Origin of the sequence: Xenorhabdus thuongxuanensis, from assembly GCF_001908095.1 — a bacterium.
GTDB lineage: Bacteria > Pseudomonadota > Gammaproteobacteria > Enterobacterales > Enterobacteriaceae > Xenorhabdus > Xenorhabdus thuongxuanensis.
Map to the genome: position 1 here is coordinate 141297 of NZ_MKGR01000002.1, position 22903 is coordinate 164199.

The window sequence follows — 22903 nt, forward strand, 5'->3', positions numbered from 1 at the left end:
GGAAACATAATAATGCGTTACCCAAGCGAAGAAAAATTGTATTCCCCTATTGAATGGCAAGATTGTTCCCAAGGGTTTGAAGATATTCTCTACCATAAATCTGGAGACGGCATTGCCAAGATTACGATTAATCGCCCACAGGTACGTAATGCGTTCCGTCCCCTGACCGTCAAAGAGATGATTCAGGCGTTGGCAGATGCTCGTTATGACGAGGCAATTGGTACGATTATTCTGACGGGAATGGGTGAAAAAGCTTTTTGTGCTGGAGGTGACCAAAAGATCCGTGGCGATTATGGTGGTTATCAAGATGACAGCGGAGTACACCATCTGAATGTATTAGATTTTCAGCGGCAGATCCGTACTTGTCCAAAACCTGTCGTTGCTATGGTTGCAGGGTATGCAATTGGCGGTGGTCACGTGCTGCATTTGATGTGTGATTTGACTATCGCGGCTGATAACGCCATTTTCGGTCAAACAGGCCCTAAAGTCGGTTCTTTCGATGGCGGCTGGGGAGCATCGTATATGGCGCGGATCGTAGGACAGAAAAAAGCGCGTGAAATCTGGTTCCTGTGCCGCCAATACAATGCCAAAGAAGCATTGGATATGGGATTGGTTAACACTGTCGTGTCTTATGCTGAACTGGAAAAAGAAACTGTGCGTTGGTGTCGTGAAATGCTGGAAAACAGCCCAATGGCGTTGCGTTGCCTGAAAGCGGCATTGAACGCAGATTGTGATGGTCAGGCTGGTTTACAGGAATTGGCGGGCAATGCCACCATGCTGTTTTACATGACCGAAGAAGGACAGGAAGGGCGCAATGCGTTCAACGAAAAACGCCATCCTGATTTCAGTAAATTCAAGCGTAATCCGTAAGTTGTCACCCATTATGCGTAAAGCAACCTTATACCAATTCAGTCTGCCAATGGAGGCGGGCATTATTTTGCGTTATCAGCGCCTGAAAACCCGTGACGGTTTTTTGGTGCACTTGCAGGAAAATGGACGAGACGGTTGGGGAGAAATTTCTCCATTGCCTGAATTTAGCCATGAAACGCTTGAACAAGCTAAAGAATCGGCTGTGGAGTGGCTGCAACAATGGTGTTTGGGCATGCAGCCAGAAGAGAGCGATCTTCCTTCCGTTGCGTTTGGCATAAGCTGTGCATTGGCTGAATTGCGGGGAGAATTACCTGAAACAACCAGTTATCGCAAGGTGCCGTTATGTACGGGCGATCCTGATGATGTGATCCGGCGTTTGGGATACATGACAGGCCAGAAGATTGCCAAAGTGAAAGTGGGGATGTATGAAGCTGTACGGGATGGCATGGTAGCCAATGTAATGCTTGAAGCGGTGCCTGATCTTCGGTTGCGATTAGATGCTAACCGCAGTTGGACACGCACAAAAGCAGAGGGTTTCGCTAAATATGTCAATCCTGATTATCGGCACCGAATTACTTTTATCGAAGAGCCCTGCAAAACCCAAGAAGAATCTCTGGTATTTGCTCGTGAAACGGGTATTGCCATTGCATGGGATGAAAGTGTCCGTGAAGCTGATTTTACGCTAGAAGCCCAAGAGGGAGTCTCTGCCATTATCATCAAACCGACATTGATAGGCAGTATTGATCGTTGCCGTCAATTAATTACCAAGGCTCATCAGTTAGGGGTAGAGGCAGTGATAAGTTCCAGCATTGAAAGTAGCTTTGGCTTGACGCAATTGGCTCGTCTTGCACAATGGCTCACACCTGATTCACTTCCGGGTTTGGATACTTTGGATCTTATACAGTCACAACTTATCCGTTGTTGGCCCGATAGTCATATTCCGTGTGTCATGTTGGATAAGCTGGCAATGGTGTGGAGTCATGAATGTCAGTAATAGAGTGGACTCAATGGCCATGGCAGCATTGGGCTGCTGCCTTGCCTGAAAAACAGGCCATTCAGTTATATGATGAGCAATTCACCTGGCATGAATTAACGCAAAGAATCAATGCCATTGCTGCTCATTTCCACCAACAGGGTGTTGTGGAAGGTAGTGGTGTGCTCCTGAGAGGCAAGAACAGTGCGGAACTTCTCTTGTGTTATCTGGCTGCCCTGCGATGTGGCGCAAGAGCGTTACCTCTTAATCCTCAATTACCTGATCGATTGCTGACGGAACTATTGCCTCACCTCAATATGGATTATGGGGTGGATTTCACAGACTCACCTTCACCCGTCATTCAAGTAAAAGAACTTGAATGGCAACAAAAGTTTCCGGTGAAACATAATGCACGGTTGAAAAACAACCTAGTGGTGTTGTGGGAAAGTCAACGTCCTGCCAGTATGATCCTGACATCTGGTTCTTCTGGATTGCCCAAGGCTGCGGTACATTCCATTGGTGCTCATCTTGCCAGTGCGCAAGGCATTCTTTCCTGCATGGATTTTCAGCCAGATGATAGTTGGTTACTGTCATTGCCGCTGTTTCATGTTTCAGGCCAAGGGATACTTTGGCGCTGGTTACAAACAGGCGCAATATTAGTGCTGCGGGATTTACAGCTACTGGGTCGTGCGCTATCTGGGTGTACCCATGCATCACTTGTACCTACTCAACTGTGGCGTCTACTGGAACAACCCTATAACTACCCATTGACGTTAAAAAAAGTACTATTGGGAGGCGCCATGATACCGACGTCGCTGACCCAACGAGCTGAGGAATTAGGTATTCATTGCTGGTGTGGCTATGGACTGACAGAAATGGCATCAACTGTTTGCGCAAAACGGGCTGATGAGCTGCCTGGGGTAGGTAATCCACTCCCTGGAAAGTCCATTCGCTTAGTCGATGAAGAAATTCAAATTCGCGCTGATAGCATTGCGAGTGGCTATTGGTCTAATGGGAAATTGCAGCCATTGGCAGATAATGAAGGATGGTTTTCGACTCGGGATCGAGGTGTATTTGAACAGGGAGAGTTACGGATATTAGGACGCCTCGACAACCAATTTTTCAGTGGTGGGGAGGGTATCCAGCCAGAAGATATTGAGCGGATCATTAACCAACATCCTCAAATTGAACAGAGTTTTGTTGTTCCCATTCCTGATATTGAATTCGGTCATCGGCCAGTAGCGGTAATTGAAACTCAATATCCTGTGCTAACAGAAGCACTTATTGATTGGCTTGCGGATAAAACCGCGTCTTTTCAGCGGCCTGTTGCCTGTTATGTGTTACCTGCCCAACTGAAAAATGGGGGAATAAAGGTTTCGCGCCAACAAGTTAAGCAATGGGTAACGGAGATAAATAATCAATATTATAAATGATAATGTTGTTTACATATCTTTATAAATATAAACGCTTACTTACTTTTATCATCTATATCGCTGTTCTGGTTTAAGTACAATATCTTAGCCCATGTGGGAATTTATTAATTAAAGGACAAGATTATGAAAGGCTTTATTGCTATTGGTGCCGCTAGTTTGCTCTTTATAGCTGGCTCAGCAAATGCTCTCTCTATAGATACTCAGGTGGGAAAACACAGCACAAGCACATCAGTGGGGATTGGTGATAAATATGCTGGTCTATCTCTGACGGGTAACTGGACTCGTAGTGATCACAATGGTCAGCTAGGTAGTTTAGGTTTAGGCTTCGGTCTGCCATTTGGCCCATTGGCTGCAAACGTCGGTGCGAAAGGGCTTTATTTGTCTCCCAAAGATGGGAAGGATGGGGCTGCATTGGCTGTTGGCGCTGGCCTTAGTTGGGCCGTGACTTCTTCTTTATCCCTGTATGGTGAGGCTTACGGTTCGCCATCAGGCTTAACGTCAGGAATGGATTCTTATACTGAAGCTACAGGGGGAGTGCGTTATACATTTTTCAAACCCCTAAGTGTAGATATTGGCTACCGTGTCATGGATATACGGGGTAGTCATGGTAATCGTAGTAATAAAGTTTCCGATAGTTTTTACTTTGGTGCTGGTTTGAGTTTTTAATTAGACCAAAATGCTGCAAGGTTATCCGCATTAACATTGATGCGAATAACCTTAGACAAGATAAACTTTTACCCTACGTTTGGCAGCGCACCTGTAACAATGCCAATCTGAATGGCAATAACTGCAAGCCCGCACAGGAACACAAAGACTAATGCAGGCTTACCTCCTTTGACACGATAACCTTCCTTGTTTTCTTTACGGCTACGCCAAACCAGTAGGCAAGGCAATAACAATGCGAGAATGGAGAGGGCAACAGCTGCAAATGTCAGTGCCATAACAAAATTAGGGTAATACAGTGCACAGAGCAATGGTGGAGCAAAAGTCATTAACCCTGTTTGTAAACGCCCTTTGGCGTGATTGCTGCGCTTAAAAAGGTCAGCAAGGTAATCAAACAACCCTAAGGCAACACCGAGAAATGAGGTGGCTAGCGCAAGATCGGCAAACAGATGAACGGCAAACTCCACTTTAGGTGAAGCGACAATTTCTCTCACCGCTTTCAATAACCCATTTAGGCCAGATTCTTGTGCAAGAATACCTACAAATGTATTTGAAGAAATAGCGCCGAGTGTCACCAATTGCCACAGGATATAGGCTAACAGAGGAATGGCGCTACCGATGATAAAGATTTTCCGTAGCTTTTTAGTATCTCCCTGCATATAGGTAACGATGCTTGGCACACTACCGTGAAATCCGAATGAAGTAAAAATAACTGGGATGGCAGAGAGTGCTAATCCTTGCTCAATAGGCATGGAAATCAGGTTGATTTTGTCAACATGAGGCATCATTACGCTGAGTACGATCACCAGAAAAACAATTTTAGCGGTAAACAGCAGGCGGTTAATAAAATCGACAGATTGGGTTCCAATACAGACTATCCCACCACCAATAATGGTAAAAATGCTGATCCCGGCAGAGACAGAAATAGGTTTATCCAACCAAGAAGAGAGGGAAGTCGCCAGTAACTCACCCGCACCACTAATATAAGCCGTTGTTAGGGCATACATAAGGAAAAGCATACTGAAGCCAGTTAGCACCTGTCCACCTAACCCAAGATAGCGTTTCGCGACGGTTCCTAACCCAGCATTAAACTTACTATATTGATACACTTCCACGAGCAAGAGTGCTGTATAACTCATCAAAGCCCACAGGACGATTAACATAGCAAATGTAGTTCCAAATCCCACACCTGCCGTTGCCAATGGCATTGCTAACATCCCTGCGCCAATCGTCGTTCCAGCAACGATAAAAATACTACCAATAGTGCGATTTTTCACGCGATCCTCGTTTCTGAATATGTTGAGAAATAGTTATAAGACCAGCAGGTTAAATGATTGATTTATATCTGTCAAATTTACAATACACAAAATGTAAATAAATAATTACACTTTGTGGCGGTGTTGGATGATTCGTTATCAAGCTATGTAATTCCGAGAAAATAACTAAGAAAGCGGAATCATATTAAGTCAAAAAATAACCAGAAACTTCTTTGTTGAGTAACATAATTTATTAGTATGTCAAATAACTTTGTAGTTTGGATATGAGGGGTTAGTTAACCAGGTTAATAAAGTAGTAAATTGAGAAGGTAGAGTAGAAAAGAAAGTGGATATATGCGGAAAATTTTGTCGGGTGTATAAAGTAAAAACCCGCTATTTCACCGATTGGTTACGGGAAATAACGGGTTCTTGTATGGTGCCGGCTACCGGAGTCGAACTGGTGACCTACTGATTACAAGTCAGTTGCTCTACCAACTGAGCTAAGCCGGCGAAATTTGGCGGAAGGATAGAGATTCGAACTCTAGGATGGTTTCCCATCGGCGGTTTTCAAGACCGCTGCCTTCGACCGCTCGGCCATCCTTCCATGGCGCGAGATTATGCCTATATCGTTTTGATGTGTCTAGTCCCTAAAGAAAAAAAATTGTATTTTTTTACTGTTTGCTCAATCTTCGATCTATAATGGTCTTTTCATTGGCTAACCTGCTAATATTAAGTACAGCACACCGGCTTATTTATCGACGGGTTGATGTCTCATTGACCAAAATATATTCATACTAAAGGCAACTATCCAAAGAATGTATAAACAACCACCTATCAAGCCATCCTCTATTCATCATCTTTACGCGTTATTTGTTACTTTGCTTTTTACGTCTCTATTTTTATTCGGGTATAACTATTTTGATATTTGGCTGATGGAGAAAAAATATGCTATCAGTAGTGTAACAGCTAAGATGAGATTGCAGATTAAAGATTATCGTTACCATGCAAATCATATTTTTGAGCAATCAAATACTCTGCCAATCTCCTCTCAGGAGAATACGCCATTGTTTAAATTGCGTTCTAATGTCTATTGGCTAGAAAATCGTTATCAGTCTGTTGATGCAATTATTTTTGGTCAATATAACAACTCGAGTGTCCAACTTGCTCAGCACTTATCCAGTTATTTGGATATTCTTTGGGGGTCTCATAATGAATATTTGTCTATGTACTATCTCAATGGACAGGACAATAATTTATTATTGATAACGACCTATCCGATTCTAAAACCAGAAATCAGGTTCAAAGAGAGCTATCTGACTTTGAATCCTGAAACCAAACGCACTGAGATGTTGGATCAATCCTCCGCATTGGAGGAAAAAGAGAGCATTTCCTCCATTAATGTATTGCGTAGTGAAAGTATTTATTTCTACACCTATAAAGCTGCATTTAATGCAACAGGGCAATTAACCACTATTATTGCTTTTGATTTACCCATTAATAACCTTTTGCCGGTTGATATGTCACCAGCAAATTTCCGTTTGAATACGCTCAATTTACATGAACCTGAGGCTTCCGATAAAGTTGAGGTTTCATTGAACGGTTTTTGGCTAGAATTTTCTCAGCCTCTTGATGTCGTGCCGTATAAATTGATTTACCAAGTCTCACTGAAGGCACTGATTGTAGATTTGTTGCTCAGAAATGTCTGGCTTTTGCTTTCTATATTGCTTTTCTTTCTGTTTTCTTTGAGTGGTTTATTTTATATCCGTAGGCGATATATTGCACCGAATGCTTCCATGGATCATGAACTGAAAATTAAAGATGCCCTAAATAGGGATATTATCTCTAATATTCCTATTGGAGTCGTGGTTTATGATTTTGAATCAAATCAGATAATGATAATTAATAAAGTTGCAGAGAAGCTGATGCCTCACCTGGATTTGAATAAAGTCATGGTAATGGCACAACAACATCATGGTGTAATTCAGGCATCCATTGATGAAGCAGTTTATGAAGTAAAAATTTATAACAATAGCTTTTTACCAGAAACTTACCTATTTTTACTACAAGATAAAGATCAGGAATTCATGGCAAATAAGCGATTGCAATTTGCCCATCAGGAATATGATAAAAGTATTCAGATCAGGCATTCCATGTTTTCAAACATTAATAATGAAATAAAAAATCCCATTAATAATATTAATGATATTGCCAACCAATTGCAGCGATTATCACAAGATGAAAATGAGCAAGAGTTATTGGATAAGTTATTAGATGAATCAAAATATATCACCGAATGGCTTGAAAACATTTCGTTACTCAATGAATTAGAGCTGGGGGATTGGCAGCCAGATAATGAAATATTTTCTCTATCTTCACGGTTGGAAGATATTTTGAAAGCCTCTTTACCGATATTAAATGCAAAAGGTTTGAAGGTTTATTATCACTTTAATATTTCTCGTGAATCTTTATTCCTAGGGGATGGGGTAGCATTAAGTAAAATTGTTACATTGTTGTTTAATTATGCAATAACGACGACCAGCTATGGTAAAATATCATTGGTTGTTAATAGCTCAGGTAAATATGACAACCATATTCAGATTGAATTGATGGATAGTGGCACTGGTTTAAGTGAAAGAGATCTAACTAGCTTAAATTATCCTTTTCTGAACCAATCAGTGGAAGATAAGTACTCTACCCATTCTGACATGACTTTTTATTTATGTAATCAGTTGAGTAAAAGAATGGGAGGAAGCCTTGATATTAAAAGCAAATTGGGATTGGGAACACATTATGTTATCAATTTGCCCTTATCGCAACATGATGAAAATAACGAAACACCTCAACTTTTGGAAGGGATCACGGTTTTAATTGATATCCATAACCCTGAAATTAGCAAAATCGTCCATACTTATCTCAATAATTATGGTGCAGCATATTTTGATAAAAGAAAAGAGGGCATTAGGGAAGAGTACGACATTATCCTTACGGATAGGCAGTATAAAGAAGAAAAGCAGTACAAACAGGAAAAACCAACTATATTATTAGTGGGGAGCTTAGCAGGATTTAAGCAGTTGAAGTCAGGAATGGTTCAGTGCAATTACAATCTTGCTGATGATATCATCAATGCAATATCGTTTCTGGTTGAAGAAATTTTCAGTTTAGATGGATCCAGAGAAATTATTGAAATCTCTAAATCAGCAGGTGATTTAGATAAACATATTGATTTAATTGAGAATATTGATAGCAGTATTGGCAATATCCTCAAAAGTTATCAAACTCAGTTGGCAGACAGTGACTACAGGAAATTGTTTATAGAGACAGTACCTATGGACATTACCAGACTGTATTCTGATATAGAACGACATGATTTGATATCACTTTCGCAAACGGTACACCGCCTTAAGGGTGCGTTTGCTATGTTGGATTTGAAATTTCTTAGGTCATCATGTGAGGCGTTGGAAAAACACATAGCAGACAATAATGAAGTAGAAATCAAAAATAGCATCAGCCTCATTGATTCCTTTATCACAAAGCTGTTGCAGCAAGGTAACCAATAATATGAATAACCTTAATGTCATTATTGCCGATGACCATCCCATTGTTTTGTTTGGCATCCGCAAGTCACTTGAACAAATTGAGTGGATTAATGTGGTCGGTGAATTTGAAAATTCAACGACGCTCATTAATAGCTTGCCACATATAGAAGCAGATGTTCTCATAACAGACTTGTCAATGCCTGGGGATAAATATGGTGATGGTATCACCCTGATAAAATATATTAAACGTCATTACCCAACATTGGCAATCGTTGTTCTTACAATGAACAATAATCCGGCTATTTTAAGCGCTATACTTGAGCTTGATATTGAGGGGATCGTGTTAAAGCAAGGAGCACCAACAGATTTGCCCAAAGCACTTTCTGCCTTGCAAAAGGGGAAGCCATTTACACCTGAAAGTGTGTCTAAGTTACTTGAAAAGGTTAATGCCAATGGATATGGAGATAAACGTTTATCTCCTAAAGAGAGCGAGGTCCTGCGTTTATTTGCTGAAGGCCTTCTTGTTACTGATATTGCTAAAAAACTTAATCGCAGTATTAAGACAATTAGTAGCCAGAAGAAATCAGCCATGATAAAACTGGGAGTCGATAACGATATTGCATTGCTTAACTATTTATCTTCCGTCACTATCGACAAAGATATTGGTAACTAACCAATGTGTTATCTTTTTTAATGGATAATCGGTAGCAGTGGTTACCGATTATCCATCATTCATGGTTCAATGTGTATGAGTTTAAATATCACTGTGTTTAATTAATGCTTCTTTTAAAATAGCCAGTGATACAGGTTTTGATAGACAGTCATTCATACCCATATTAATACAACGTTGTTTTTCTTCTGCCAGTGCATTGGCCGTAATGCCGATAATGGGTTTGGTATAACCTTCATCCCTCAAGTATTGGGCAAGTTCATAGCCATCCATATTGGGCATATTCACATCCGTTAGAATAATATCCATTGTGTTGTTTTTCAGGTATTCAATAGCTTCAATACCATCATTAGCTGTTGATGCACTAAACCCTATTGAATTTAATTGGTCGACCAGTAAATTCTGATTAATAGGGTGATCATCAACGACCAATACTTTAACTGTATTTAAGAAAATATCATTTTTGATGATTTTATCTGTAATAGGGATTGTTGATACAGAAATGACTGGCAAGAAACCATGTTCTGACAGGAGGTTATCCAGCATACTATCCAGTTCATTTAGTTCATAAGTGTTATATAGCCAATAATTTTCTCTAATTTGTTTTGGTGAGCCAATATGTTTTTCTGATATTTCTATAAAGTAACATACAGAAATATTTGATTTATTAGCTTGATCGCTAATTAGTATTTCTGTGCCATCTAGTTGATTTTCGTTATAGAGGGCAACTTGGAAATGATTTTGTGTAAGAAAATTTTGCAAATACTTTTCCAGAAAATCATTGCAAATATTTAACAGAATCCTTTTTTGTGTCCGCTGGCTGGATAATTGTTTAGCATAGTATTTCGTACCATATAAAGGGAGACGGATAGAAAAGATACTGCCAACATATTTTTGCGAGACGAATTCAATATCACCATCCATCAAATTGATAAGTTTTTCACAAATAGCCAGTCCCAATCCTGTACCTTGTGAGGAACTTTCTTTATTGGCACTGATTTGGAAAAAAGGCTCGAATAATTGAAGTTGTAACTTATCCTCGATCCCAAGTCCGGTATCTTTAATGCTGATATACAGATAGCCATGCCTTGAGCTGATTTCAATAACAACATAGCCAGATGTTGTAAATTTGATCGCATTGTTCAGTAAATTGGAGATAATTTGTTGTAACCTTACAGGATCATTACGGATGATATCAGGGACATCTGGTGCAATATAGCAGTACAAACCTAAGCTTTTTTTGGCAATCAGGGGAAGGTAGTTTGAAATCACATGTGATAGGATCTCTTTGCAACTGAAATCTTTAGGTTCAATTTTCAATTGTTTGGATTCTATCTTCGAGAAGTCGAGAATATCACTGATAATTTTCAGCAATAGTGATGATGAATTATTCATTGTTGCCAGCAATCGGGCAGATTCTGGAGGTAATGTATGAGACTGTATTAACTCCAGATTACCAATAATGCCATAAAGTGGTGTCCTTAATTCATGGCTGACTGTGGCAAGAAACATTGATTTTGCTTGGTTAGCTTGTTCTGCCGCTGAGGCCATCTCTTGCAAAGATTTTTCCATTTTTACACGGGTGCTGACATCTATCAGTACACAGATTGCGACTTCTTCATTACGATAACGTGAGTGTACGAAACTAATTTGCAGGTGATTATTATTGCTGGTGACGACATCAATATAGCTGCTGGTTTTATCGCAAATAATATCGACAATGCGTTTTTGATCTTCATACGTCAACATACGAATGTAATTATGTGCTAACTCATTACTCAAGATATTAACGCCATCACTGATCCTTAAAATACTTATTCCCACAGGGGCAGAAGCGACAATTTTATGGTTAAACTGCTCATGTTCTTCAAGGCGAATAGCATTCTCTTCGGCTGGAGAAAACATTTTACGTTCGAACAGCCAAACGAAAAAGATAATCGCAATCGCAGAAATAATATTCAAGATAATACTATTAATTGCACTGATTTTCAGTTCATCATAAATATGTTTTAGTGGCAATGAATAGATAATACGTAATGAAGAGGGGGATAAATTCCGCATTAATACCAGGCTGGTAAAATTTTCATCGTAACCAAAATACATCGGCTGTGAGTTGGGATTTACAACGAGTGGTTTATTATTAGTTTTTATCGGAAATTGCAATTCGGGCTGATTTGATTCGTTTAACATCATGACTGTAACAGGCCGTTCCCTTTTTTGTAAAAAAGATTCTATCCTGATAGATTTTTCGATACCTATGATCCCTGTCATGTGTCCATTAATATAAATAGGCGTAAAAACATAAAGATTACCACCATCAGCTTTGGGGTTAGGTTGGATCCAAAAGAGCGCTCTTTCATTGTTTTGTTCTCTCATGTTGATCAACCTGCGGGTATTCTCGTAGATCATTTTTTTTAGTGCATCAGGTTCTGTGATATTGTTATGAGGGAAAAAATTCACCATGCATTGGCTTTTTACTCCAATGAAAAAAGTCTGATTTATACTGCGTATAGCGGCAACATTTTCTCTCCAAAATGCAATCAACTGGTCTAATGAATATAAATTATTATGTGAGGTTCTACGTAATAGTTCACAATCAGAACTCTCATTCAAAGGAATGTACGAGAGAATATCGTTATTATGCGGGACGATTGTTTGATTTTTATCATTATCTTGTGATAAACGCTTTTCCGCCATAAATTGAATATCTCGCAAGATATTAGCGATATGTCGTATATGTGAAAAGGCTATATCGTAGTTGGCATTATATTCTTGACGAATATCAGATTTGAGTGCATTAAAAAGACTTGTCAAATAAAAGCTGGTTAATAAGGCTCCAAGCGCCCATAGCATAAATCCAAGCACCCGAAAAAGATAACGTGATATCTTTAATGACGTCCGAAAAGAAGATAAATATCTCAAGAGATCGCCTGATGAAATATATGATTAATAATAACTGATTACAGCATATACTAGTGTAGCAGGGAATACAAAGTAGCATTTGCATCTTGCTAATTCTTCGTCAAAAAATTGAACAAAAAAAGCAGGCACTTAAATGCCTGCTATTGTTATTTACTCTCTTTTAGCTCGCTACTTTTTTATTCACTATTTCCTTCATCAGAAGGTGTTGCTACGTTGTCATTTTCGTCATCATCATCTGGTTCAGCTACGCGCTGTAAGCCAACGACTTCTTCGTTTTCGGCTGTGCGGATCAAGGTGACACCTTGGGTATTGCGGCCAACAACACTGACCTCAGAAACACGGGTTCGTACTAATGTTCCTCCATTAGTAATCATCATGATCTGATCAGTGGGTTCTACTTGAATTGCGCCGATCACATTGCCGTTACGTTCGCTGACTTTGATGGAAATGACGCCTTGGGTAGCCCTGGATTTCGTCGGATATTCACTTTCAGCGGTACGCTTGCCGTAACCATTTTCAGTGACGGTCAGGATTTCTCCTTGCCCACGAGGAATGATCAGGGAAACAACTTTATCGCCTTCACTGAGTTTGATACCACGAACCCCAGTTGCAGTACGTCCCATTGCCCGTACGCCTTTTATGCGAACAGTGCCATCTTCTAGCGTTTCTTCCTCTTCTTCAAGGAAACGAACGACTTTACCCTGTGCAGAGAACAGCATGACCTCATTGCTGCCATCTGTCAGATCAACGCCGATTAATTCATCCCCTTCATTCAGATTCACGGCAATGATACCGGCACTGCGTGGACGGCTAAATTCGCTGAGCTTGGTTTTCTTAACAACACCACTCGCTGTTGCCATGAAAATATTCAGCCCATCTTCATATTCACGCACTGGTAAAATAGCTGTAATACGTTCGTTTTGATCCAATGGCAGAAGGTTGACAATGGGGCGACCGCGGGCACCACGGCTCGCTTCCGGCAATTGATATACTTTCATCCAGTACATCTTGCCCTTATTTGAGAAGCAGAGGATAGTGTCGTGGGTATTGGCTACCAACAAACGCTCAATGAAATCTTCTTCTTTGGTACGTGCGGCTGATTTGCCTTTGCCGCCACGACGCTGAGCTTCATAATCGGACAGTGGCTGATATTTGACATATCCTTGATGGGACAGTGTAACAACAACATCTTCCTGATTAATCAGGTCTTCAATATTGATGTCTGCTGAATTCTCAGTCAGCTCAGTCCGGCGGATATCGTTATATTGTCCTTTGATAACCAGCAATTCTTCACGAATGACTTCCATCAAACGTTCTGGGCTTTCCAAAATGAACAGCAATTCCGCGATAACTTTCAGCAAGTCACGATACTCATCAAGCAGTTTTTCATGCTCAAGGCCGGTCAGTTTTTGCAGACGCAGATCCAAAATAGCCTGTGCTTGTGGTTCGGTCAGGTAATATTTACCGTCACGAATACCATACTGTGGTTCCAACCATTCAGGACGGGCAGCATCATCACCCGCTTGTGCCAGCATAGAGGCAACATTGCCCAATTCCCACGCCTGGGAAATCAAGCTGGCTTTCGCTTCAGCAGGCGTGGAAGCTTTGCGGATCAATTCGATGACAGGATCGATGTTTGCCAGGGCAATAGCCAATGCTTCAAGGATATGGGCACGTTCACGAGCTTTACGTAGTTCAAAAATTGTCCGGCGTGTAACGACTTCACGGCGGTGGCAAACAAAAGCAGAAAGAATATCTTTCAGGTTAAGTAATTTAGGTTGTCCCTGATGCAGAGCAACCATGTTGATACCAAATGAAACCTGTAGTTGGGTCAGTGAATACAGGTTATTTAGGACAACTTCACCAACGGCATCACGTTTTACTTCGATAACAATGCGCATTCCATCTTTATCGGATTCATCACGTAGTGCACTGATCCCTTCAATGCGCTTCTCTTTTACCAGTTCAGCTATCTTTTCGATCAGGCGGGCTTTATTAACCTGATAAGGGATTTCACTGACGATAATGGTTTCGCGGCCATTTTTTTCATCAGTTTCAATTTTTGCGCGGGCGCGGATGTAAATTTTACCACGACCTGTACGGTAGGCTTCCTGAATGCCACGGCGTCCGTTGATGATAGCAGCCGTCGGGAAGTCAGGGCCTGGGATATGTTCCATCAAGCCTTCGATGCTGATGTTTTCATCATCGATATAAGCCAGACAACCGTCGATCACCTCAGATAAATTATGAGGTGGAATGTTGGTTGCCATACCGACTGCAATCCCTGATGAACCATTCACCAGTAAATTGGGGATACGGGTTGGCATTACCTCGGGAATTTGCTCTGTGCCATCATAGTTGGGCACAAAGTCGACAGTTTCTTTTTCCAAGTCTGCCAGCAATTCATGGGCAATTTTTGCCATGCGTACTTCGGTATAACGCATCGCTGCCGCAGAATCGCCATCTACTGATCCAAAGTTCCCCTGACCGTCAACCAGCATATAGCGCATGGAGAATGGTTGTGCCAGACGAACAATCGTGTCATAAACAGCGCTGTCACCATGTGGATGGTATTTACCGATAACATCCCCAACAACGCGGGCAGATTTTTTATAAGGTTTATTCCAATCATTTCCCAATACATTCATCGCGAAAAGTACGCGGCGGTGTACTGGCTTCAGTCCGTCCCGAACATCTGGCAGTGCGCGTCCAACAATAACGGACATCGCGTAATCCAGATACGAGCTCTTCAGCTCTTCTTCGATATTGACCGGTGTGATTTCTCTGGCAATGTCGCTCATGGAGCCACTGTCCCTCATACTCCGAATTCAAAGGCTTAGAATTATACCACAAAATGGCAGTTTTATAAAAATCTGACGCGGGTATTTCAAGATTAAGGCATGTATAATAGTTTCTTATCACACATCCCCATAATACTGTTACATTTTCTGTGAATCAGTTTGCTGTGAACCAGTTTACTGTGAAGCAGTGCCTAGGAGCGATATTGCTGATGAACGTCAAAACCCCCGATTCACACATCCAATCCCATTCCAATGTGGATCAGCAGGAAATAGAAAAATTTGAAGCAGTTGCTTCTCGTTGGTGGGATCTTGAAGGCGAATTCAAGCCATTGCACCGAATCAATCCACTGCGTTTGAACTACATTTTGCAACATGCTGATGGTCTTTTTGGCAAAAAAGTGCTGGATGTTGGATGTGGTGGCGGTATCTTGTCGGAAAGCATGGCGCGTGAAGGTGCGGAAGTGACAGGGTTGGATATGGGTTTTGAACCCTTGCAAGTTGCCCGTTTGCATGCATTGGAATCCGGTGTTTCCGTTTCTTATATTCAGGAAACGGTAGAAAGTCACGCAGAACAGCACCAACATACTTATGATGTGGTAACTTGCCTGGAAATGCTTGAACATGTGCCAGATCCAGAGTCTGTAGTTCATGCCTGTGCAAAATTGGTCAAACCTGGTGGTCATGTTTTCTTTTCAACGATTAACCGCAACCGAAAAGCCTGGTTGATGGCAGTTGTCGGTGCTGAATATATATTGAACATGGTGCCAAAAGGAACACATGATGCGAAAAAATTTATTCGACCTTCTGAACTGATCAGTTGGATTGATAAGACTGCTCTGAAAGAGCAACATATTATTGGTTTACATTACAATCCGTTAACAGACAAATTTCGACTTGGACATAATGTAGACGTGAATTATATGCTGCACACACGATCTGTCTGACAAAGGCAGCTAAGGGATTAATAAAACGGCAACTAGATATTATTTTTAAGATTTTATTTTCCCTGTTTCGCCGATAGCCTTATGAAAGTAACATCAAGTAACTACGCAGGTTATCGGCTTTTTGCCAAAATTAATCCTCAAGTTATCCACAAAACTTCCCGATCTTGTACACTTGATAAAACCCGAAAATAACATTATCTTGTTATTACCGTTTTAATTACCCCCTATATATTGTGTTTCTTGTCACCTTGTAGTAGCAACTTGTGAAGTAGCAAGTATGTAGTAGCAAGTTATAATAAGCAGTAGCGAAACAGTAATGAATTGTAGCTAATCCCCAATTGGCTTTCAGCCACCTTGGGGGTATCGTGCTGTCAAGAGGTCAAGGAACAATATAGGCGGAGTACGAAAAGAGAGAAGGTGTATTTCCCCATGAACCAGAGTCTGCTAGTTACTAAACGTGATGGACATAAAGAACAAATTGATCTTGATAAAATTCACCGGGTTGTTACCTGGGCTGCTGAAGGTCTGAAAAATGTCTCAGTGTCACAAGTAGAACTGCGTTCCCAGATTCAATTTTACGATGGCATCAAAACATCGGATATCCATGAAACCATGATCAAAGCTGCGGCTGACCTGATCTCCGGTGATGCTCCTGATTATCAGTATCTGGCGGCACGCCTGGCGATTTTCCACCTGCGTAAAAAAGCCTATGGTCAGTTTGAGCCACCTGCACTGTATGACCATGTCGTAAAAATGGTCAACCTGGGTAAATACGACAAACATTTGCTGGAAGACTATTCCAAAGAAGAATTCGAACAAATGGATAGTTTTATTGATCATTTGCGTGATATGGATTTTTCTTATGCAGCGGTCAAGCAGCTGGAAGGGAAGTATTTAGTACAAAACCGTGTGACTGGCGAAATTTATGAGAGTGCCCAATTCCTCTACATGCTGGTTGCTGCGTGCTTGTTTTCCACTTATTCAAAAGAAACGCGTTTGGACTATATCCGTCGTTTCTATGATGCAGTGTCTACCTTTAAAATTTCGCTGCCAACGCCGATCATGGCGGGGGTTCGCACACCCACTCGCCAATTTAGTTCCTGTGTCTTGATTGAGTGTGGTGACAGCCTGGATTCTATCAACGCGACATCTAGCGCGATTGTTAAATATGTTTCGCAGCGTGCCGGCATTGGCATAAATGCGGGTCGTATCCGTGCATTGGGTAGCCCAATTCGTGGTGGTGAAGCTTTCCACACAGGCTGTATCCCATTCTACAAACATTTCCAGACTGCGGTGAAATCTTGTTCCCAAGGTGGTGTTCGTGGCGGTGCAGCAACGCTGTTCTATCCGCTGTGGCATCTGGAAGTTGAAAGCCTGCTGGTACTGAAGAACAACCGTGGTGTTGAAGGTAACCGTGTTCGTCACATGGACTACGGTGTACAAGTTAACAAACTGATGTATGAGCGTCTGATTAAAGGCGGAGACATTTCTCTATTCAGCCCGTCTGATGTTCCGGGATTGTACGATGCATTCTTTGAAGATCAGGAAGAATTTGAGCGCCTGTACACTCAGTATGAAAATGACAGCAGTATCCGTAAAGAGAGCATTAAAGCGGTTGAATTGTTCTCTTTGATGATGCAAGAGCGTGCTTCAACAGGTCGTATTTACATTCAGAACGTTGACCACTGCAATACTCACAGCCCGTTTAATCCGGCTATTGCACCTGTGCGTCAATCTAACCTGTGCTTAGAAATTGCATTACCAACTAAACCGTTGGACAATATTAACGATGAAAACGGCGAAATTGCGCTGTGTACGCTGTCTGCTTTCAACTTGGGCGCCATCGAAAATCTGAATGAATTGGAAGAGCTATCGGAGTTGGCAGTTCGCGCGCTGGATTCCTTGCTAGATTATCAAGATTATCCAATTGTCGCCGCAAAACAAGGCTCAATGGGACGTCGAACTCTGGGTATTGGCGTAATTAACTTCGCTTATTATCTGGCGAAACACGGTGTACGTTACTCTGATGGCAGCGCTAACAGCCTGACCCACAAAACATTTGAAGCTATTCAGTATTACCTGCTAAGAGCCTCAAACGAACTAGCAAAAGAGAAAGGTGCTTGTCCGTGGTTTGGTGAAACCACTTATTCACAAGGTATTTTGCCGATTGATACTTACAAAAAGACACTGGATACCCTGACCAGCGAGCCTTTGCACATGGATTGGGAAGCTCTGCGCCGTGACATTCAACAATACGGCCTGCGTAACTCAACATTGTCTGCATTGATGCCATCAGAGACTTCGTCGCAGATCTCTAATGCAACCAATGGCATTGAACCACCGCGTGGTTATATCAGTGTGAAAGCATCTAAAGACGGTATCTTGCGTCAGGTTGTACCCGATTACGAGCTTCTGAAAGGTGCTTACGAGCTGCTGTGGCAAATGCCGAGCAACGATGGCTACCTACAGTTGGTAGGGATCATGCAGAAATTCATCGATCAGTCGATTTCTGCCAATACTAACTATGATCCGGCGCGTTTCCCTAATGGCAAGGTTCCGATGAATCAATTGCTGAAAGATTTGCTGCTCGCTTACAAATATGGCGTGAAAACATTGTATTACCACAACACCCGTGATGGGGCAGAAGACGTTCAGGGTGATCTGGAAGAAGTTGTTGAGTCAACAGATTCCGATTGTGAAGGCGGCGCGTGTAAGATTTAATTTGAGGAAACTATGTCCTATACCACTTTTTCACAAGTAAAAAATGATCAGCTACAAGAACCGATGTTTTTCGGTCAGTCTGTTAATGTGGCGCGTTTTGATCAGCAAAAATATCCTATTTTTGAGAAGCTGATTGAAAAACAACTCTCCTTCTTTTGGCGTCCAGAAGAAGTAGATGTTGCTCGTGATCGCATTGACTATAACGCATTGCCGGATCATGAAAAGCACATTTTCATTAGCAATCTAAAATACCAGACGTTATTGGATTCCATTCAGGGCCGTAGTCCGAATGTGGCTTTTCTGCCATTGATTTCCATTCCTGAATTGGAAACATGGGTCGAAACGTGGTCGTTTTCAGAAACAATCCACTCGCGTTCTTACACACATATTATCCGTAATATTGTGAATGATCCTTCTATCGTATTTGATGATATTGTGGAGAACGAGCAGATTTTAAAACGCGCAAAAGACATTTCCGCGTATTACGATGATCTGATCGAGATGACCAACTATTATCATCTGTTCGGTGAAGGAAAGCATGATGTTGCAGGTAAAACAATTACCGTTAATCTGCGTGGATTGAAAAAGCAACTTTACTTATGTTTGATGAGCGTTAACGCCCTAGAGGCTATCCGCTTCTATGTCAGTTTCGCTTGCTCATTTGCTTTTGCTGAACGTGAATTGATGGAAGGTAACGCCAAAATTATTAAACTGATTGCTCGTGATGAAGCACTGCATTTAACGGGAACGCAGCACATGTTGAACCTGTTGCGCTCTGGTCAGGATGATCCTGAAATGGCGGAAATTGCCAAAGAGTGTGAACAAGAGTGCTACGATCTGTTTGTACAGGCAGCAGAGCAGGAAAAAGAGTGGGCTGATTACTTGTTTAAAGATGGCTCCATGATCGGACTGAATAAAGATATTCTGTGTCAGTATGTTGAATATATCACCAATATTCGTATGCAGGCAGTTGGCTTGAAGTTACCATTTGAAACCCGTTCTAATCCGATCCCATGGATTAATTCATGGCTGGTTTCTGATAATGTTCAAGTGGCTCCACAGGAAGTTGAAGTCAGCTCTTACTTGGTTGGTCAGATTGATTCGGAAGTCAATACTGAGGATCTCAGTGGTTTCGAACTCTGATATGGCTGATTACAAAGTCACCCTGCCGTCACGGCAGGGGTTATATATCCATTATTCTTCTGGTTTGCACGACAATTTGTTGGCAGCACTGGAGCACGGCAAAGTTCAGCCTGAATACCAATGTCGGCAGGGATATTGCGGTTCTTGTCGTGTTCGTCTGGTCAAAGGGAAGGTTGGTTATCCTTGTAAGCCATTGGCGTTTGTTAATGAAGGGGAAATTTTACCCTGTAGTTGTTATCCACTGACGGATATTGAAATTGAGCTTTAATTTCTCTTAAATTAGCCAATCCTATTACTGCTGCAACAGACCTCGAATTATTCTTGATTGTGGACATATCGATCATCACGACGGTATGTCCATATTCCCACCATTTTTCCACTTATCTCTTCACGATATTCCAAAAATAAATAAACAAAACCTTTATTGCTATGTTTGTTCCTTTTATGCTGTTGGCAACAACGGATTAGAGGTGATTTGATACTTACAGTTTTACCCAGCAAAATAAATGAAGGAGAACAATGATGTATAAAATTGATTATAATTCATATCGTTCGGCCAAAAGTTTTAACAGACGTTCCTGTTTTTTAGTTATGCACTATACTGTATTGAATTTTGAGAAATCTATTCAGGCATTGACTGGAGAGCTTGTCAGTGCTCATTACCTAGTTCCCACCCCAGATGATCCGACTTATCAAGCAGCTGGATTTGATAAAGTTCGCATATTCAATTTAGTCGATGAACTTGAAAGAGCCTGGCATGCAGGAATCAGTTGTTGGGCTGGGCGAGAAGGGTTGAATGATACATCCATAGGTATTGAGATTGTGAATGAGGCCAGTGATGATCATGGCGTTTTCACTTTCCCTCCTTATCACCCTGATCAAATTTCTGCTCTTAAAGAGTTAGCCATCAATATATTACAACGTTACCCAGATATTAAACCGACTCATGTTGTAGGACATTCAGATATTTCATGGCAAAGAAAAACTGATCCAGGTCCATCTTTTCCGTGGAAAGAATTATATGATGCAGGAGTTGGTGCATGGTATGACGAAGAAACTAAGCAGAAATATATTGAACAATTCGGGCATTGCCTACCAGATACCACCGAGATTTTAGAAAAGTTTAAGTGTTATGGTTATGACATCACAGGTGCAGAAAAAGAAGAAAATTTTCAATCCTTAGTTAAAGCATTCCAAATGCACTTCCGTCAATCATATTATGACGGTGTACCAGATATAGAAACCATCGCCATTTTATATGCCTTGGTTGAAAAATACTTTGATAATAAATCCTAATTTCTAATGAAATATATTTTATAGATGCCAGATTGCAGTTTGTTAATTGAGCTGCAATTTGAAAGATGAAGAAAATATAGTATAGAAATAATTTTAATTATGATTTAATTGGTTACTATTGATGGGGAATAATTAAATGATAAAGGTTTGGGGGCGAAAAACTTCATCTAATGTTCAGGCATTAATGTGGTGTATTGGTGAATTAGGGCTTCCTTTTACTCGCTATGATATTGGGCATAAATATGGTGGTAATAACACAGCAGAATTTTTGTCCATGAATCCGAATGGAACGGTACCGGTTATCAAGGATGGTGATAGCGCACCAATTTGGGAAACAGGAGCCATTTTACGCTATCTTGCTAATCGATATGCTAAAGCGCCTTTTTGGCCGGAAGATTTTGTAGCTCGTACCCATATAGATAAGTGGGCTGAATGGTCGAAAATAAATATAGCTCTTAATTTTACTGCTCCTATATTCTGGCGAGTAGTTCGTACTGCACCACAGCATCAAGATCAGGAAGAAATAGCTAAAGCAATTTATAAATTAGGCAATATGTTAAATATTGCTGAAATGCAGCTTGAGAAACATAAATTTATTGCTGGTGATTATTTTACTCTTGCAGATATACAATTTGGCCACATACTCTATCGGTATTTTGATATAAAAATTAATCGTCCAATGCATCCTGAAATTATTAATTATTACGATAGATTAACTGAAAGACACGCTTTTAGAGAATATGTCATGGTTTCTTATGAAGAATTGAGAATCATCTGAACATACAATTTTTGAGATCTTAAACGAAAAAATGATGACAGGCATAAGAGGATTATGCCTGTGATTATGTATTCTGCTAATTTTTATGCAGAGATCACACGTGTATGATTAATGCAATGCGCTATAATTTTGTAAAGATATACAAAATATAAAAGACCAAATGTAATAAAAGAGAGAATAGCCCAAATCACAACATATCCAATTATTTGAACTAAACTGATCTCACAATTTAATTTGCCGATGATTTGTCCACTATCTCGGTCTATAACATGCGTTTTGTTAATGATAAAACGAGTCATATAGTAGGGAAACACGAAGGCACCTAAACCTAATGTAAATAAAATAATCAGAAACCAGATGACGAGATGTAAAATAATCTCAAGTATCCCTAATTCTGATTTTAACTTCAGACTACGAAAGTCCATTAAGTTCATAGTGTTCTCCTGATATTTAAATAAATATTGCAAGTCAGTCAGCATAGAAAATTTATGAAATCTATGCCTTCATTTTGATTTTGCAGGTTGCTGCTTTGTTGGTTGTTTTCTCGCCTGATAACTATTCAGTTACATAGAATTATCTATGCTAGTGAGGTGCCATTGCCTTGTCGCAGTATTGCGACTTGAAATTTATTAGGCATATTAAGACAAATTTTTCGGAACAGAAGTTCAATGAATAGCATGTAAATAATGAAACAGGCAAGAAAGCATTTACCTTAGGTCTGTAGCGACGATAAAAAAGCCAGTTTTCGACTGGCTTATTTTTATATTATAGCAGCTCTTACATAAAACGAGTTGCTGATAACCGGATAACAACGCAGTGTACATTTGAGAGGAAAGATTTTACAGATTTCATGATGATTTCCTTTGAGGGTTATAAATTGTGATTTACTTCACGAAA

At 40.7% G+C, this 22903-nt stretch carries 16 protein-coding genes and 2 tRNA genes; 12 read left to right on the forward strand and 6 right to left on the reverse strand.

Translation table 11 applies throughout. The annotated features are described in order from the left end of the window. The first annotated feature begins 12 nt into the window (after positions 1–12). The 4 genes from menB to Xentx_RS02090 all read left to right on the forward strand — a co-directional run bounded on the left by menB (position 13) and on the right by Xentx_RS02090 (position 3942). A complete protein-coding gene (gene menB / locus Xentx_RS02075) occupies positions 13–870 on the forward strand; it encodes a 1,4-dihydroxy-2-naphthoyl-CoA synthase (RefSeq protein WP_074018605.1) in 858 nt (285 codons plus the stop codon). Between the two features lie 13 nt (positions 871–883). Beyond that, complete coding sequence (gene menC / locus Xentx_RS02080; protein ID WP_074018769.1) at positions 884–1864, forward strand: o-succinylbenzoate synthase; 981 nt, start codon at positions 884–886, stop codon at positions 1862–1864. Then, positions 1855–3276 carry an o-succinylbenzoate--CoA ligase gene (menE, locus tag Xentx_RS02085; RefSeq protein WP_074018607.1) on the forward strand — a complete coding sequence of 474 codons (1422 nt, stop codon included), beginning with the start codon at positions 1855–1857 and terminating at the stop codon, positions 3274–3276. The genes menC and menE overlap by 10 nt, the downstream gene beginning before the upstream one ends. A gap of 123 nt (positions 3277–3399) precedes the next feature. Continuing rightward, the gene (locus Xentx_RS02090) at positions 3400–3942 is read left to right on the forward strand and encodes a YfaZ family outer membrane protein (protein ID WP_074018608.1); all 543 of its coding nucleotides are present in this window, start codon (positions 3400–3402) and stop codon (positions 3940–3942) included. Between the two features lie 68 nt (positions 3943–4010). Here Xentx_RS02090 and tyrP read toward each other — a convergent pair whose 3' ends face one another. The 3 genes from tyrP to Xentx_RS02105 form a co-directional block, all read right to left on the reverse strand. Continuing rightward, positions 4011–5156: a tyrosine transporter TyrP gene (gene tyrP, locus Xentx_RS02095; RefSeq protein WP_415843316.1), complete on the reverse strand. Its 1146-nt coding sequence runs from the start codon at positions 5154–5156 to the stop codon at positions 4011–4013. A gap of 473 nt (positions 5157–5629) precedes the next feature. Further along, a tRNA-Thr gene (locus Xentx_RS02100) sits at positions 5630–5705 on the reverse strand. A 6-nt stretch (positions 5706–5711) separates the two neighbouring features. Further along, positions 5712–5799: transfer RNA gene (locus Xentx_RS02105), tRNA-Ser, on the reverse strand. 211 nt (positions 5800–6010) lie between these two features. Between Xentx_RS02105 and rcsD the strand changes: the two genes are divergently transcribed. Together rcsD and rcsB are read left to right on the forward strand one after the other, a co-directional pair. Further along, on the forward strand, positions 6011–8752 hold the full coding sequence (gene rcsD, locus Xentx_RS02110) for a phosphotransferase RcsD (protein WP_074018611.1): 2742 nt from the start codon (positions 6011–6013) through the stop codon (positions 8750–8752). Between the two features lies 1 nt (position 8753). Continuing rightward, the gene (rcsB, locus tag Xentx_RS02115) at positions 8754–9404 is read left to right on the forward strand and encodes a response regulator transcription factor RcsB (protein ID WP_074018613.1); all 651 of its coding nucleotides are present in this window, start codon (positions 8754–8756) and stop codon (positions 9402–9404) included. An 81-nt stretch (positions 9405–9485) separates the two neighbouring features. Here rcsB and rcsC read toward each other — a convergent pair whose 3' ends face one another. After that, positions 9486–12323, reverse strand: coding sequence for a two-component system sensor histidine kinase RcsC (gene rcsC, locus Xentx_RS02120; protein WP_074018615.1), 2838 nt, complete (start codon positions 12321–12323; stop codon positions 9486–9488). A gap of 176 nt (positions 12324–12499) precedes the next feature. Beyond that, on the reverse strand, positions 12500–15124 hold the full coding sequence (gene gyrA, locus Xentx_RS02125; protein ID WP_074018616.1) for a DNA topoisomerase (ATP-hydrolyzing) subunit A: 2625 nt from the start codon (positions 15122–15124) through the stop codon (positions 12500–12502). Between the two features lie 209 nt (positions 15125–15333). Between gyrA and ubiG the strand changes: the two genes are divergently transcribed. The 6 genes from ubiG to Xentx_RS02155 all read left to right on the forward strand — a co-directional run bounded on the left by ubiG (position 15334) and on the right by Xentx_RS02155 (position 22006). After that, positions 15334–16068, forward strand: coding sequence for a bifunctional 2-polyprenyl-6-hydroxyphenol methylase/3-demethylubiquinol 3-O-methyltransferase UbiG (ubiG, locus tag Xentx_RS02130; RefSeq protein WP_074018617.1), 735 nt, complete (start codon positions 15334–15336; stop codon positions 16066–16068). Positions 16069–16497: 429 nt separating this feature from the next. Then, positions 16498–18789: a class 1a ribonucleoside-diphosphate reductase subunit alpha gene (nrdA, locus tag Xentx_RS02135; RefSeq protein WP_074018618.1), complete on the forward strand. Its 2292-nt coding sequence runs from the start codon at positions 16498–16500 to the stop codon at positions 18787–18789. Between the two features lie 12 nt (positions 18790–18801). Continuing rightward, positions 18802–19932 carry a class Ia ribonucleoside-diphosphate reductase subunit beta gene (nrdB, locus tag Xentx_RS02140; RefSeq protein WP_074018620.1) on the forward strand — a complete coding sequence of 377 codons (1131 nt, stop codon included), beginning with the start codon at positions 18802–18804 and terminating at the stop codon, positions 19930–19932. Between the two features lies 1 nt (position 19933). Continuing rightward, positions 19934–20200: a class I ribonucleotide reductase maintenance protein YfaE gene (gene yfaE / locus Xentx_RS02145; protein WP_074018621.1), complete on the forward strand. Its 267-nt coding sequence runs from the start codon at positions 19934–19936 to the stop codon at positions 20198–20200. A 254-nt stretch (positions 20201–20454) separates the two neighbouring features. Continuing rightward, positions 20455–21228 (forward strand): N-acetylmuramoyl-L-alanine amidase, encoded by a 774-nt coding sequence (locus Xentx_RS02150; protein WP_074018622.1) that lies wholly within the window; start codon positions 20455–20457, stop codon positions 21226–21228. 136 nt (positions 21229–21364) lie between these two features. Beyond that, positions 21365–22006 (forward strand): glutathione S-transferase family protein, encoded by a 642-nt coding sequence (locus tag Xentx_RS02155; protein WP_074018624.1) that lies wholly within the window; start codon positions 21365–21367, stop codon positions 22004–22006. Between the two features lie 83 nt (positions 22007–22089). Here Xentx_RS02155 and Xentx_RS20055 read toward each other — a convergent pair whose 3' ends face one another. After that, positions 22090–22485: a DUF6693 family protein gene (locus Xentx_RS20055; RefSeq protein WP_415843314.1), complete on the reverse strand. Its 396-nt coding sequence runs from the start codon at positions 22483–22485 to the stop codon at positions 22090–22092. Between the last annotated feature and the right edge of the window lie 418 nt (positions 22486–22903).

Excerpts from the sequence above, each read along its gene's own strand:
- menC (WP_074018769.1), top strand. The coding sequence starts at position 884 with ATGCGTAAAGCAACCTTATACCAATTCAGTCTGCCAATGGAGGCGGGC.
- gyrA (WP_074018616.1), bottom strand. The coding sequence starts at position 15,124 with ATGAGCGACATTGCCAGAGAAATCACACCGGTCAATATCGAAGAAGAG.
- ubiG (WP_074018617.1), top strand. The coding sequence starts at position 15,334 with ATGAACGTCAAAACCCCCGATTCACACATCCAATCCCATTCCAATGTG.
- menB (WP_074018605.1), top strand. The coding sequence starts at position 13 with ATGCGTTACCCAAGCGAAGAAAAATTGTATTCCCCTATTGAATGGCAA.
- Xentx_RS20055 (WP_415843314.1), bottom strand. The coding sequence starts at position 22,485 with ATGCTGACTGACTTGCAATATTTATTTAAATATCAGGAGAACACTATG.
- rcsB (WP_074018613.1), top strand. The coding sequence starts at position 8,754 with ATGAATAACCTTAATGTCATTATTGCCGATGACCATCCCATTGTTTTG.
- nrdB (WP_074018620.1), top strand. The coding sequence starts at position 18,802 with ATGTCCTATACCACTTTTTCACAAGTAAAAAATGATCAGCTACAAGAA.
- menE (WP_074018607.1), top strand. The coding sequence starts at position 1,855 with ATGTCAGTAATAGAGTGGACTCAATGGCCATGGCAGCATTGGGCTGCT.
- Xentx_RS02090 (WP_074018608.1), top strand. The coding sequence starts at position 3,400 with ATGAAAGGCTTTATTGCTATTGGTGCCGCTAGTTTGCTCTTTATAGCT.
- nrdA (WP_074018618.1), top strand. The coding sequence starts at position 16,498 with ATGAACCAGAGTCTGCTAGTTACTAAACGTGATGGACATAAAGAACAA.
- Xentx_RS02150 (WP_074018622.1), top strand. The coding sequence starts at position 20,455 with ATGTATAAAATTGATTATAATTCATATCGTTCGGCCAAAAGTTTTAAC.
- Xentx_RS02155 (WP_074018624.1), top strand. The coding sequence starts at position 21,365 with ATGATAAAGGTTTGGGGGCGAAAAACTTCATCTAATGTTCAGGCATTA.
- tyrP (WP_415843316.1), bottom strand. The coding sequence starts at position 5,156 with ATGTTAGCAATGCCATTGGCAACGGCAGGTGTGGGATTTGGAACTACA.
- rcsD (WP_074018611.1), top strand. The coding sequence starts at position 6,011 with ATGTATAAACAACCACCTATCAAGCCATCCTCTATTCATCATCTTTAC.
- yfaE (WP_074018621.1), top strand. The coding sequence starts at position 19,934 with ATGGCTGATTACAAAGTCACCCTGCCGTCACGGCAGGGGTTATATATC.